Raw genomic sequence first — 13,058 nt, forward strand, 5'->3', positions numbered from 1 at the left:
CCGACCCGGACCCGATCCAACCTGCCGCCCCGGCCGGGCCCACCACGACCGCGACCCCGACCAGCGGTCGGCCCCTGGACCCTCACGACGAGCGCCCGACACCTCAACGACAAGACAGCCCGCCGGTCGACCGACCTTCCGGGAGAGCCCACCGCCACGACCGCCCAGCACCAGGTGCACCGCCCCTGTTCCCCGAGCCTGAACGACTCGACCGAGCTGAACGATCCACCTCCAGCCCCACCTCTGCCGCCTCCCCCGATCCCGCCACCAGCCCGCCGCCGAGACCGGACGCACCACCAGGCGTGCCCCTGTCGCAGCGACGTTTCGCTGAACGACGACGCACCGGCGGCAACCGCCGAGCCCCGGCCCAGGTCATGGTCCACGCGTCCTACGAGGCCCTCATCCGCGGCCACACCACCGACGGCGAGACCTGCGACGTCCCCGGCCTCGGACCCGTCCCGGTCACCTTCGCCCGCACCCTGGCCCACGACGCGCTCCTCAAGACCGTGATCACCAAAGGCACCGACGTCGCCGTCATCAGCACCGACCGGCGCTACGTCCCCGCCCCCGTCCGCGCCGCGCTCATCGCCCGCGACCGCGCCTGCGTCGTGCCCGACTGCTCGGCCCGGCACCACCTCCAGATCCACCACTGGCGCACCGACTACGCCCACGACGGCCCCACCCAACTCGACAACCTGGCTCGCCTCTGCCGCCCCCACCACGACCTCATCACCTACACCGGCTGGACCCTCACCGGCGGACCCGGGCACTGGGACTTCCGGCCCCCGTGAGCCGGGCGGGCCCGACGGCACGGTCCGGCCAGCCGGGGCGGCGTGGGGCCAGCTCAGCGGCGGTTGGGGTGCCCGGTGTGACGTTGGGCGTCGTCGAACAGTTCTTGCACGCGTTCGTACAGGAGCGCCGTCTGGGCCCGGATGGCGGCCCGCTTGGCCCTGGCCCCGTCGGCCTCCGGGGCGGGCAGGGGCTCCCCGATGACGACGTGGACCTTGACCGGACGGATGCCCTTGGCGCCCTTGGGCATGGCCCGCTCGGTGCCGCCGATGCCCACCGGGATGATGGGCACACCGGTGCGGGCCTGGACGAAGGTGGGCCCGTCGAACAGGGGCCGGACCACAGGGCCGCTCTGGCGGGTCCCCTCCGGGAACATCACCAGGGGCTCACCCGCCTCCAGCACCTTCTGGCAGGCGGCCAGCGACTCCCGATCGGCAGTGCCCCGGGCCACCGGGATCCCGCCCAGGGCCGACCACAGGCCGGCCACACCCGGCTTCCACAGCGTGTCCTTGGCCAGGAACCGGAGCCGGCGGCGGGTGCACAGGGCGGCCATCATGAAGTCGATGTTGGACCGGTGGACCGGGGCCAGGATGTACGGCCCGTCGGCCGGCAGGTTCTCCCGGCCGTGGAACTCGGCCCGCAGCCAGCCCCGGCCCACCACGGCCAGCAGCCCCCAGGCGATGCCGTAGAGGATGCGCTCGACCACGGTGGGCCGACCCAGCCGGATCACGGCCGTGGCCCGGCCCGCCGCCCGAGCCGGGCGAGCCTCCTCGGCCGACACGGCTTGGCCGTCGCGGCCCGCCTCGCTGGTACCACCGGACGGGCCGGCATCCATCTGGCCGGAGCCACCGGGCGAGTCGGCGCCCTCGACGTCGGCGGCCTGGTCGTGCTCGTGGGGACGACCGCCCCCTTCGGGGCCGCCTCCCTCGCCGGCGAGACGGCCGGGACGATCGGCGCTCATGCGGGCACCCGGGCGGCCAGGGACTCCACGATCTCGTCCACTCCCAGGTCGCTGGTGTCGACCACCAGGGCGCCGTCCGCCTCGGCCAGGGGGGAGGCCTCCCGGCCCTGGTCCAGGGCGTCGCGACGGGCCAGGTCGGCGGCCACGGTCTCGTACGACAGCTCGGACACCTCCTGGGAGCGGCGCTCGGCCCGCACCTCGGGCCGGGCCGTCAGGTACACCTTGAGGGCGGCGTCGGGGAAGACCACGGTGCCGATGTCCCTACCCTCGAGCACACCCCCGCCCCGCTCGGTGGCCCACTCCCGCTGGCGGCGCACCATCTCGATGCGGACGTCGGGGTTGGCGGCCACCAGCGACACGGCCCGGGTGACCTCGGGGCCCCGGATCTCGATGGTGGCGTCCACCCCGTCGACGACCACCGCCTCGGGGGCCACGACCAGCTCCAGGTCGGCCACGATGCGAGCCACGTCGCCCCGGTCGCTGGGGTCGAGGCCGCGGCGCAGGGCGGCGAAGGTCACGGCCCGGTACATGGCCCCCGTGTCCAGGTACTCGAGGCCCAGGCGGGAGGCCAGGCGACGGGCGATGGTGGACTTGCCCGAGCCGGCGGGCCCGTCGATGGCGATGACCTTCACGGGGCCCGAACCTAGCGGCCACCACCGGCCCGGCCCCGAGCCGGATGCGCGCCCGGGCCTCCCGCCTCCCCGTAGGATCGGCTGCCCCGGAGGACCCATGCGCCAGTACCTCGACCTGCTCGACGCCGTCATGCACCAGGGAGAGGACCGCCCCGACCGCACCGGCGTCGGCACCCGGGCCCTCTTCGGCTGGCAGTCCCGCTACGACCTGGCCGACGGCTTCCCGCTGCTCACCACCAAGCGGGTCCACCTCCGTTCGGTGGTGGTGGAACTGCTGTGGTTCCTCCAGGGGCGCACCGACAACGACTGGCTGAACGAGCGGGGCGTCACCATCTGGGACGAGTGGGCCACGCCCGAGCAGGCGGCCCGCTTCGGGCGCCAGCCCGGCGACCTGGGCCCGGTGTACGGCCACCAATGGCGCAACTTCGGCGCCACCCCGCGCCCCGACGGCACCTACGCCCCCGACGGCGTGGACCAGATCGCCCGGGTGGTCGAGGCCATCCGGGCCGACCCCACGTCGCGGCGGCTGGTGGTGACCGGGTGGCACCCGGCCGAGGCCGAGCAGGTGACCCTGCCCCCGTGCCACACCTTGTTCCAGTTCCACGTCAGCGCGGACGGCCGGCTGTCGTGCCAGCTCTACCAGCGCTCGGCGGACGTGTTCCTGGGCGTGCCGTTCAACATCGCCTCCTACGCCCTGCTGACCCACATGGTGGCCCACGTCACCGGCCTGCGCCCCGGCACGTTCGTCCACACCTGCGGTGACGTGCACCTCTACGCCAACCACCACGAGCAGGCCCGCACCCAGCTGGGCCGCACGCCCCGGGCCCTGCCCCGGCTGGAGCTCGACCCCGCCATCACCGAGATCGACGCCTTCACCCCCGAGAGCATCACCGTCACCGGCTACGACCCGGCGCCGGGCCTGCCCGCCCCCGTGGCGGTGTGAGCGCCGAGGAGCCCGGCCCGGTCCCCGCCACCGGGCCGACGCCGCCGCCGACGCCGGGCCGGGAGCCGCCCCTGGTCGACGGGCCGTGGCTGATCGTGGCCGTGGGCCGGGACGGGGCCATCGGCCGGGCCGGCGGGCTGCCCTGGGACGTCCCGGAGGACATGGCCCGCTTCCGGCGGGTGACCGACGGCCACACCCTGGTGGTGGGCCGTCGCACCTGGGAATCCATCGGCCGGCCCCTCCCCCGCCGCCGGCTGGTGGTGGTGTCCACCTCGCCGCTGGTCGACCTGCCGGCCGGCGTGGCCTGGGCCCCGAGCCCGACCGCGGCCCTGGACGAGGCCCGGGCCACCGACCCGGCCCCGGCGGTGGCCGGTGGGGCCGCCCTCTACCGGGCCCTGCTCGACCAGGTGGTGCGCATCGACCGGACCCGCATCGACGTGGCCGTGCCCGACGCCGACACGTGGTTCCCCCCGCTGGATGCCACGGCCTGGCACCTGGTGGCCTCCCGGGCCGGCGACGATCCCCGCCTCACCTTCGACGTCCTCGACCGCCGGCACCACGACGAGGCCGACGGCCTCCGACCCTGACCGACTCGGCCCACCAACGGCCTCGGCCCGGCGGTCCACCCTGCGGTCCCGGTCCCTGCTGCCCCGTCCATGCGGTCGCGGCCCTGCGTCCTGGCCCGGCGGGTGCCCCGCCAGCGCGGCGCCACCGCGGCCGGTGCGGGAAGGCGGTCGACAACACGACTGAACAGGACGGCCGAGCGAGGACGGCCGTGGTCAGCGGGCCGGGGTGCGGAGGCGGTCCAGGTCGGCGAAGAAGCCGGGGTGGGTCTTGGCCACGCAGCCCGGATCGGCGATGGCCACGCCCGGCACCACCAGGCCCAGCAGGGCGAAGGACATGGCCATGCGGTGGTCGTCGTAGGTCCGGATCACCGCCCCGTGCGGCTCGGCCCCGGCCGGTCGACCGTCGGGCCACACCACGAAGCCGTCGTCGGTCTCCCGGGCCGGCACGCCGCAGCGCTGCAGCTCGGCCACCGAGGCGGCGATGCGATCGCTCTCCTTGCCCCGGATGAACCCCACGCCGGTCACCTCCACCGGCTCGGCCGCGAAGGCGGCCAGCACGGCCACGGTGGGCGCCATGTCGCTGAAGGCGGTCAGGTCGAACGTGCCGCCCCGCAGCCGGGCCCCGCCGGGCCCACCGGCCGCGGCCGGGCCCGCCACGGTGACGTCACGGCCGGAGCGGGTCACGGTGGCGCCCATGGCGTCCAGCACGTCGACCAGCTCGGCGTCGGCCTGCAGGCCCGCCGAGGGCAGGCCGGGCACCGTGACCCGCCCGCCGGTGATGGCCGCTGCGGCCAGGAAGTAGCCGGCCGTCGCCGCGTCGGGCTCGACGTCGTAGCCCGCCTCCGGTGCCCGGTAGCCGCCCCGCCCGATGGCCAGGGCGCCCCGACCGGGAGCATCCGCGCCGTCCCCGTTCGCGCCGCCCTCCACGCCTTCCACCTCCACGCCTTCCACCTCTACGCCTTCCACCTCCACGCCGTACGCGGCCATCACCGCCGCGGTCATGGCCACGTACGGGGCGGAGACGAGGCGGTCGGTCGACAGGCGCACCCGGAACGGCAACCCCGGCCGGGCCCCGGCGGCCAGCAGGAGGCCCGAGAGGAACTGGCTGGAGACGGTGCCCGGCACCAGCACCTCATGGCCGGACAGCGGCCCGGTGACCACCAGGGGGAGGTGGCCCGACTCACCCTCCTCGTCCACCGCCACGCCCAGGGCCCGGAGGGCGACGACCAGGTCGGCCATGGGCCGGGCCCGCATCGGGGGCGCGGCGTCGACCCGGACGGGCCCGTCGGCCAGGGCCGCCACCGCGGTCACGAACCGCGACGTGGTGCCCGAGAGGCGGGTGAACACGTCGACACCGCCCCCGGGCCGGCCGGCCACGCCCGAGACGGTGATGTCCGCGCCGCCCGGGGCCGGGGCCACGTCGACGGCCGCCCCCAGGGCCCGCAGGCAGTCGACCATGGCCTCGGTGTCGTCGGAGGTGCCGGCTCCCCGGAGCACGGTGGTGCCCTCGGCCAGACCGGCCGCGACCAGGGCCCGGTTGGTGATGCTGCGCCCCCCCGGCACCCGGATCAGCGCATCGGGCGGCGCCGCCAAGGGCACGATCGGGAACGGGTCGGGCAGGTCGGCCAACGCCGTCGGGACGGCCGGCTCAGGCATGGCCCGGCGCTGGCCCACGGTCGGGCGGGTCCGGTGCCCCGAGGGGATCGGGGGCGGGTCGGCCGGCCACGCCGCTCAGCCGGGGAGGTCGTCGCGGAGGGTCCGGGCGCCCTCCAGGTACACGTGGTGCATCTCGTCCCGGCGGCGCTCGGTGGTGAGGTGGACCATCACCCGGACGCACAGCGCCGTGCCGCCCTCGACGGCCAGCTCCCGGGCGCAGATGAGGGGCACGTCGCCCAGGCCCATGGTGCGGGCCGCGGTGGCCGGGAACGTGCTGACCAGGTCGTCGGTGGCGGTGAAGAGCACGCTGATGAGGTCGTCGTGGTCGACGTCGTTCCGGCGCAGCAGCTCCTCCAGGAGGGCCACCACGCGCTCCTGCATGTGCTCGGGGTCGTCCTCGTCGAGGGTCGTGGCGCCCCGCAGGGCTCGCACCGCAGGGGCCATGGCCGGCGATGCTAGCGAGGGCCGCCCGGCCCGCCGGACCCGCCCTCGGCGTCCTCGGCCGCCTCGGAGGCGTCCCGTTCCAGGGCCCGGACCTCCTCGACGGTGAGCTCCCGCCACGCCCCGGGGGCCAGGTGGCGGTCGGTCACGCTGCCGATGCGGGTCCGCACCAGGCGCTGCACCGGGTGGCCCACCGCCTCGCACATGCGCCGGACCTGCCGGTTGCGGCCCTCGTGGATGACGATGCGCAGCAGCGACGGCCCCACGGCGCCCACCGTGGCCGGGGCGGTGACGCCGTCGTCCAGCTCCACCCCCTCGCGCAGGCTCCGCAGGGCCCCCCGGCCCGGCGGGCCACCAGCCACCTCGGCCAGGTACTCCTTCTCCACCCCGAACGACGGGTGGGTCAGCCGGTGGGTCAGGTCGCCGTCGTTGGTCAGGAGGAGCAGGCCCTCGGTGTCGAGGTCCAGCCGGCCGACCGGGAACACCCGGGGCTCGGCCGGCACCAGGTCGACCACCACCGGCCGGCCCTGGGGATCATCGGCAGTGGTGACCGTTCCGGCCGGCTTGTTGAGCAGGTAGTAGACGGCCCCGGGGCGGATGCCGATGGGCACCCCGTCCACGGTGACCCGGGACCGCTCGGGGTCGACCCGGTCGCCGAGAGCGGCCTCCTCCCCGTCGATGGTGACGCGACCGTCCGCGATCAGCTCCTCGCACGTCCGCCGGCTGCCCAGCCCGGCCCGGGCCAGCACCTTCTGCAGGCGGATCCGGCCCTCGTCGGACGAGCCGTCGGTGGGGCGCGCCCCGCCCTCAGGACCCTCCACGGTCGCCACCGCCGATGCCCCCGTCGACCGGCCCGGGCTCGGCCGCGGGGTTCCCGCCGGCCTCGGGCTCCCAGTCCCCCGGTGCCCCCAGCTCGGCGGCCAGGTCGACATCGCCCTCGGGCCCGGCCATCTCGATCCGGTCTGCCTCGGTCCCGTCCAGCTCAGCTTCGCCCAGCTCGGCCCGATCCGCCTCGACCTCGTGCAGCTCGGCCCCATCTGCTTCGGTCCCGTGCAGCTCGGCGCCGTCCGCTTCGGTCCCGTGCAGCTCGGTCCCGTCCGCTTCGGTCCCGTCCAGCTCGGTCCCGTCCAGCTCTGACTCGGCGGTCCCCCAGGCGCCGGTCGAGAGCTCGTCGTGGTCGGGGGCCCGGCCGGGGTCCAGGTCCGGCCCGCCGGCATCCGAGTCCCGGTCCTCGGCGTCGGCGTCCGCGGCGCTCGCGGCCTCGGCGGCCTCGGCGGCCTCGGCGGCCGAGTCACCTTCGGGGGGATCCGGGACGGTGTCGAGGCGGAGGCTGTGCTCCAGGGCCTCGACCACCTCGGCCCCGGGGACGAAGGCGGCGATGGGCGGCAGGTCGTGGACCGAGTCGATGCCCAGCCGCTCCAGGAACAGCGGGGTGGTGCCGTACAGGACGGCCTGGCCCGGGCCCGGGTCGCGGGCCACCTCGGCCACCAGGCCCCGGTGTTGGAGGGTGCGCATCACCCCGTCGACGTTCACGCCCCGGATGGCCGCCACCTGGGCCCGGGAGAGCGGCTGCTTGTAGGCCACGATGGACAGCGTCTCCAGGGCGGCGCTGGACAGGCGACCGGCCTGGCCCTCCAGCACGTAGCGCTCGACGTAGGGGGCGGCGTCGGGGTGGCTCTGGTAGCGGTAGCCGCCGGCCACCCGCACCAGCACGAAGCCTCGGCCCTGGGCCTCGTAGTCGGAGGCCAGCGCGGCGCAGGCCTCCTCGACCCGCTCGACGCCGATCTCCAGGAGCTGGGCCAGCATCTGCGGGGGCACCGGGTCGGCGGCCACCATGACGATGGCCTCCAGGGCGCGCCGGGTCTCCGGGGCCAGGTCGGGCGTGCCCTCCACCCGTGCTCCCTCAGCCCTCGTAGGCGTCGACGCGACCGAGCACGCCGGCCAGGACGCTCTCGCCGTCCTCGCCACCGGCCGCGGTGTCGCGTTCGCCCCCGATCCAGGTGATCCGGATGTCACCGAAGCGGGCGCGGTCGCCCGGGACCGCGGCGCCGTCCTCGCCGGCCGGGGGGCGGACCCACCGCTGGTCCAGGTCGACCAGGCCCTGCTTGCACAGCTCCAGCACGGCCAGGAACCGCACCACCACCTCCAGCCGGTCGACCAGCGAGGCGGTGAGGGCCCGGAAGCCGATGGTGCCGATCCGGGGCAGCTCGTCGACCAGCTCGGCCACCGCGTCGGCCACCGAGATGCCGATGGGGGCGACGTGGTCGAGGTCGATGCGGGGGGTGGGCCGGGGGGCGGTGGCCCGCAGGAAGGCGGCGCGCACGTCCTCGGGGGTGACGCCCACCATGACGTCGGGGGTGAGGTCGACGAAGGCGTCCTCGGTGGCGGGCCGGCGGGGCCACGACCGGGCGGCGGCGTCGGCCAGGCGGGCCAGCACCCGGGAGGCGTCCTTGAACGTCTTGCACTCCAGCAGGCGGGCCAGGAGCAGGTCGCGCTCCTCCCACAGGGCCAGCTCGTCGTCGAGGTCGACCTCGGCGTCGCCGGGGAGCAGCCGCCGGGCCTTCAGCTCGACCAGCGTGGCCGCGATGAGCAGGAACTCGGTGGCCACCTCCAGGTCGACGTGCTCCATGCGCTCCAGCTCGCCCAGGTAGGCCTCGACCACGGCGGAGAGCGAGACCTCGTAGAGGTCGACCTGCTCCCGCAGGATCAGGTGGAGGAGCAGGTCGAACGGGCCGTCGTAGACGGGGGTCTGCACCTGGTAGGCCACGCCCGAGAGCATATGACACCGGTGTGGTTTGCGTCGACGGCCCGGCATCGGCCCTGGTCAGCGGGGTCCTGCGCCCTCCGAGTGTCCCCCGAGCGGTGTCAGGCGTCGTCGGCCGCCCGCAGGGCGTCGGCCAGGTGGCCGGGGACGCTGCGCTCGTCGTCGGGCCAGGAGTGCTCCCGCACCAGGGCCACGGTGAGGGGCTCGCTCCCGTCCAGCTCCAGCATGTCGGCGCCCAGCTCCTCGTGCCGCAGGTAGAGGCCGATGCGGCGGGTCACGCCCCGGGTCTGGCTCCAGGCCTCGGCCATGTCCCGGCCGGCCACCGCCCCCGACAGCGTGGCCATCACCCGCCCGTAGGTGCCCAGCCCGGAGGCCACCTTGCCCACGTCGTGGAGCAGGGCCGCGGCCAGCACCGGCCGGGTGGCCTCGGCCCCCAACGCGGCCTGGACCCGGCGGGCCACGGCCAGGGAGTGGCGCCGGTCGGCCCGCGGCATCGAGCGCCACAGCTCGCCCTCGCGCTCCGTCAGCTGCCCGTCGACCCAGGCCAGGTCGTCGCCGGCCACCGTCCCCGGCGCCAGGGAGCCGACGAAGCGCCGGACCAGGTGGCCGGCGGTCATCCGGCGACGGCGATCATGGCGACGGCGATCATGGCGGCAGCGGTCATGCGAGCACGGCCATCGGGCGAGGACGACGGTCAGGTGTGGTCGATGCAGGACCGGGCGGTGGGCACGGCCTCCAGGCGGGTCAGGGGGATGGGCTCGCCGCCCACCTCGCACGCGCCGTAGGTGCCGGCCTCGATCTTGCCCAGGGCCCGGACGACCTCTTCCAGCTGGTCCGAGAGGGCGCCGGCCAGGACGCGGTGCTCGCCCTGCTCGGCCGCGACCTGGCCGGAGTCGGCGAAGTTCTCGTCGAAGGCGTCGGCCCCGAGCTCGGCCAGCTGCCGACGAAGGCCGGCCTCGGCCTCCTCCAGGGAGTCGCGCAGGGTCGAGAGCTCGTCGCTGCTCAGCATCCGGCAAGGGTAGTGCGGGGCCACCGGCTCGGGGGCCGGCGTTCCCGAGCGCCTCTCCCGGCCCCCCCCGGGGATCTCAGGCCCGGGCCCGGGGGTGGGCGTCGCGGTAGACGCTCCACAGCCGCTCGGTCGAGACCAGCGTGTACACCTGGGTGGTGCTGATGGAGGCGTGGCCCAGCAGCTCCTGCACGGCCCGGACGTCGGCCCCGTGGTCGAGCATGTGGGTGGCGCACGAGTGGCGCAGCACGTGGGGCGTGAGGCGGTCGCCCAGGCCGACCAGCAGGCCGTACTTGCGCACCACCCCCCACGCCCCCTGGCGGCTGAGCCGGCCCCCCCGGCCGTTGAGCAGGAGGGCGTCGGCGTCGTCGCGGCGGGCCCAGCGCCGGGGGGCCAGCACGTCGCGCCCGCCCGGCGCCAGCCAGGCCCGCACGGCGTCCACGGCCAGGCGGCCCACGGGCACGATCCGCTCCCTGGAGCCCTTGCCCAGGGCCCGGACCAGGGCGGCGTCCAGGTCCACGTCGGCCACCGACAGGCCGCACAGCTCGCTGATGCGCAGTCCGGTGCCGTAGAGGACCTCCAGGATGGCCCGGTCGCGGCGGGCCCGGGCGTCGTCGCCCACCACCGCGGCCAGCAGCGCCGCCACCTCGTCCTCGGTCAGCGCCTTGGGCACGCCCCGGGGCACGCGGGGCACGGCGATCTCCGAGGCCGGGTCGCGGGGGGCGCTGCCCTCTCGGGCCAGGAACCGGTGCAGGGCCCGGACCGACACCACGGCCCGCTTGACCGACGAGGGGGCCCGGCCGCCGTCGCGCAGGTGGCCGATGTAGGCCGCGACGTCGTCCTCGCCCACCGCCCCCAGGTCCAGGCCCCGCTCCCCCAGCCACGCGCAGTACCGGCGCAGGTCGCCCCGGTAGGCGGCCAGGGTGGTGGGCGAGCGGCCCTTCTCGACCCGCAGCCAGCTCAGGAGCTCCTCGACCTCGAGGGGTAGGAGGGCGGCGCCCCCCTCGGCCCCCCCCTCGGCGACGTCCGGCGCGCCCATCAGCGCAGCCCGAGCCGCTCCCGCGCCGCCAGGAGCCCGATGATGGTCTTGGCGTCGGTGAGCGTGCCGTCCGCCACCAGGCCCGGCGCGTCGAGGAGGGAGACGGCCTCGACCTCCATGGCCGCCTCCTCCACGCCCTGGCGGTCGGTGGGCACCTCGTGGAGCCCGGAGGCCAGGTAGATGGCCACGGTGTGGTCGCTGAAGCCGGCCGCCACCACCGCCGTGGTCAGCAGGGCCAGCTCGTCGGGGCGGCGGCCGACCTCCTCGGCCAGCTCCCGGCGCACGGCCGCCTCCGGGGCCTCGCCCTCCACGTCGAGGAGGCCGGCCGGGATCTCCAGGAGCTCGGCGTCGATGGCCCCCCGGTACTGGCGCACCAGCAGCGCCGTGGTCCCGTCGTCGAGCAGCGGCACGGCGGCCACCGCTCCCGGGGTGCGGGCCACCGAGCGGCTGAACTCGGACCCGTCGGGGGCCGAGAAGCGGGCGGTCACCACCCGCAGGCGCGGCCGCTCGACGACGTCGTCGTCGCCCAGGTGCTGGAAGCCCGTCACCGCGCCGGTGGCCCGGCTCAGCCGGCCGCGCTGGGGGCGCCGAGCCGGTGGCCGGCCCCGGCAGCGGTCCCGGGGCGGTCGGCCGTCTCGGCCGGGGCCGGCGGGAGGGCCCGGCCGCCGTTGGCCGGCTCGCCGGCCAGGTCGTCCACGTCGAAGAGGTGGGGGTTGCGGGCCTCGGCCCGGTCCAGGGCCGCCCCCACCAGCTCCCGGAACAGCGGGGCCGGGCGGTTGGGCCGGCTCTTCAGCTCCGGGTGGGCCTGGGTGGCGATCCAGAACGGGTGGTCCTGCAGCTCCACGAACTCGACCAGGCGGTGGTCGGGCGAGGTGCCCGAGAGCCGGAGGGTGGTGCCCTCGAAGTGGTGCCGGAGGCGGGGGTTGAACTCGTAGCGGTGGCGGTGGCGCTCGGAGACCACCGTCCGCCCGTAGATCTCGGCCACCTGGGAGCCGGGGTCGAGCTCGGCCACGTAGGCCCCCAGGCGCATGGTGCCGCCCTTGTCGGTGACGTCGCGCTGGGCGTCCATGAGGTCGATCACCGGGTAGGGCGTGGCCGGGTCCAGCTCGCGGCTGTTGGCCCCGGTCAGGCCCAGCACGTTGCGGGCGTAGTCGACCACCATCATCTGCAGCCCCAGGCACAGGCCCAGGCACGGGATGGCGTTCTCGCGGGCGTAGGTGGCGGCCGCGATCTTGCCCTCGGTCCCCCGCTCGCCGAAGCCGCCGGGGATGACCATGCCGTCCAGGTCGGACAGGCGGCCGGCGCCCAGGAGGCCCACCACCTCCTCGGCCTGGATCCAGTCGATCTGGACCTTGGCCCCGTGGTGGAAGCCGCCGTGGCGGGTGGCCTCGACCACCGACAGGTAGGCGTCGGGCAGGCTGACGTACTTGCCGATGATCCCGATGCGGACGGTGCGGTCGGCGGCCTCGATGCGGTCGACCATGACCTGCCACTCGGTCAGGTCCGGATCGGCGGCGTCGAGGCGGAGCACCTGGCACACCTCGGCGTCGAAGCCCTCGTCGTGGAGGATCAGGGGCACCTCGTAGAGGTTGCCGGCATCGGCGGCGTTGACCACCCCGCTGGGGGGCACGTCGCACAACGAGGAGATCTTGCGCTTCAGGCCGTCGGAGATGGGCGACTCGCTGCGGCACACGATCACGTCGGGCTGGATGCCCCGGCTGCGCAGCTCGGTCACCGAGTGCTGCGTGGGCTTGGTCTTCTGCTCGCCCGACGGCCCGATGTAGGGCACCAGGGTCAGGTGCACGTAGCAGACGTTCTCGCGGCCGACGTCCAGGCGGAACTGCCGGATGGCCTCGAGGAACGGGAGGATCTCGATGTCGCCCACCGTGCCGCCGACCTCGGTGATGACGACGTCGACGTCGTCGGTGGCGAGCCGGGTGATGCGGCGCTTGATCTCGTCGGTGATGTGCGGGATCACCTGCACGGTCTTGCCGAGGTAGTCGCCCCGGCGTTCGGCGGCGAGCACCGCCTGGTAGATCGAGCCGGTGGTGGCGTTCGAGTCGACGCTCAGCTGGCACTCGACGAAGCGCTCGTAGTGGCCGAGGTCGAGGTCGGTCTCGCCGCCGTCGTCGGTGACGAACACCTCGCCGTGCTCGTACGGGTTCATCGTGCCGGGGTCGACGTTGATGTAGGGGTCGAGCTTCTGCATCACCACCCGCAGGCCCCGCAGCTTGAGCAACCGTCCCAATGAACTGGCGGTG

15 protein-coding genes are annotated in these 13,058 nt (G+C 75.5%); 3 read left to right on the forward strand and 12 right to left on the reverse strand.

What is annotated here, in order from left to right; all coding sequences use genetic code 11:
* The first annotated feature begins 374 nt into the window (after positions 1 to 374).
* Positions 375 to 791: an HNH endonuclease signature motif containing protein gene (locus VEW93_03955; GenBank protein HYI60941.1), complete on the forward strand. Its 417-nt coding sequence runs from the start codon at positions 375 to 377 to the stop codon at positions 789 to 791.
* A 53-nt stretch (positions 792 to 844) separates the two neighbouring features.
* Here the strand turns inward: VEW93_03955 and VEW93_03960 are convergent, their stop codons facing one another.
* Together VEW93_03960 and cmk are read right to left on the reverse strand one after the other, a co-directional pair.
* On the reverse strand, positions 845 to 1,750 hold the full coding sequence (locus tag VEW93_03960; protein HYI60942.1) for a lysophospholipid acyltransferase family protein: 906 nt from the start codon (positions 1,748 to 1,750) through the stop codon (positions 845 to 847).
* Entirely contained in the window at positions 1,747 to 2,382 is a 636-nt protein-coding gene (gene cmk / locus VEW93_03965) for a (d)CMP kinase (GenBank protein HYI60943.1), read from the reverse strand. The genes VEW93_03960 and cmk overlap by 4 nt, the downstream gene beginning before the upstream one ends.
* A gap of 97 nt (positions 2,383 to 2,479) precedes the next feature.
* Between cmk and VEW93_03970 the strand changes: the two genes are divergently transcribed.
* Together VEW93_03970 and VEW93_03975 are read left to right on the forward strand one after the other, a co-directional pair.
* Positions 2,480 to 3,325, forward strand: a complete 846-nt coding sequence (locus VEW93_03970) for a thymidylate synthase (GenBank protein ID HYI60944.1) — start codon at positions 2,480 to 2,482, stop codon at positions 3,323 to 3,325.
* Positions 3,322 to 3,912 (forward strand): dihydrofolate reductase, encoded by a 591-nt coding sequence (locus VEW93_03975; GenBank protein HYI60945.1) that lies wholly within the window; start codon positions 3,322 to 3,324, stop codon positions 3,910 to 3,912. Before VEW93_03970 ends, VEW93_03975 begins: the two co-directional genes overlap by 4 nt.
* Before the next feature lie 192 nt (positions 3,913 to 4,104).
* Here VEW93_03975 and VEW93_03980 read toward each other — a convergent pair whose 3' ends face one another.
* The 10 genes from VEW93_03980 to VEW93_04025 all read right to left on the reverse strand — a co-directional run.
* Positions 4,105 to 5,547, reverse strand: a complete 1,443-nt coding sequence (locus VEW93_03980) for a 3-phosphoshikimate 1-carboxyvinyltransferase (protein HYI60946.1) — start codon at positions 5,545 to 5,547, stop codon at positions 4,105 to 4,107.
* A gap of 75 nt (positions 5,548 to 5,622) precedes the next feature.
* The gene (aroH, locus tag VEW93_03985; GenBank protein ID HYI60947.1) at positions 5,623 to 5,991 is read right to left on the reverse strand and encodes a chorismate mutase; all 369 of its coding nucleotides are present in this window, start codon (positions 5,989 to 5,991) and stop codon (positions 5,623 to 5,625) included.
* Positions 5,992 to 6,002: 11 nt separating this feature from the next.
* On the reverse strand, positions 6,003 to 6,809 hold the full coding sequence (locus VEW93_03990; GenBank protein ID HYI60948.1) for a pseudouridine synthase: 807 nt from the start codon (positions 6,807 to 6,809) through the stop codon (positions 6,003 to 6,005).
* A complete protein-coding gene (scpB, locus tag VEW93_03995; GenBank protein HYI60949.1) occupies positions 6,796 to 7,881 on the reverse strand; it encodes an SMC-Scp complex subunit ScpB in 1,086 nt (361 codons plus the stop codon). Before scpB ends, VEW93_03990 begins: the two co-directional genes overlap by 14 nt.
* 10 nt (positions 7,882 to 7,891) lie before the next feature.
* Positions 7,892 to 8,755: a segregation/condensation protein A gene (locus tag VEW93_04000; protein HYI60950.1), complete on the reverse strand. Its 864-nt coding sequence runs from the start codon at positions 8,753 to 8,755 to the stop codon at positions 7,892 to 7,894.
* 98 nt (positions 8,756 to 8,853) lie between these two features.
* Entirely contained in the window at positions 8,854 to 9,369 is a 516-nt protein-coding gene (locus VEW93_04005) for a hypothetical protein (GenBank protein HYI60951.1), read from the reverse strand.
* Positions 9,370 to 9,446: 77 nt separating this feature from the next.
* Complete coding sequence (locus VEW93_04010) at positions 9,447 to 9,761, reverse strand: TraR/DksA C4-type zinc finger protein (GenBank protein ID HYI60952.1); 315 nt, start codon at positions 9,759 to 9,761, stop codon at positions 9,447 to 9,449.
* A 76-nt stretch (positions 9,762 to 9,837) separates the two neighbouring features.
* Positions 9,838 to 10,797 carry a tyrosine recombinase gene (locus tag VEW93_04015; protein ID HYI60953.1) on the reverse strand — a complete coding sequence of 320 codons (960 nt, stop codon included), beginning with the start codon at positions 10,795 to 10,797 and terminating at the stop codon, positions 9,838 to 9,840.
* Complete coding sequence (locus VEW93_04020) at positions 10,797 to 11,345, reverse strand: NUDIX hydrolase (GenBank protein ID HYI60954.1); 549 nt, start codon at positions 11,343 to 11,345, stop codon at positions 10,797 to 10,799. The genes VEW93_04015 and VEW93_04020 overlap by 1 nt, the downstream gene beginning before the upstream one ends.
* Before the next feature lie 17 nt (positions 11,346 to 11,362).
* On the reverse strand, positions 11,363 to 13,058 hold a 1,696-nt coding region (locus tag VEW93_04025), incomplete at its 5' end, for a CTP synthase (GenBank protein ID HYI60955.1).

It is taken from the genome of Acidimicrobiales bacterium (assembly GCA_035630295.1).
GTDB lineage: Bacteria > Actinomycetota > Acidimicrobiia > Acidimicrobiales > Iamiaceae > Iamia.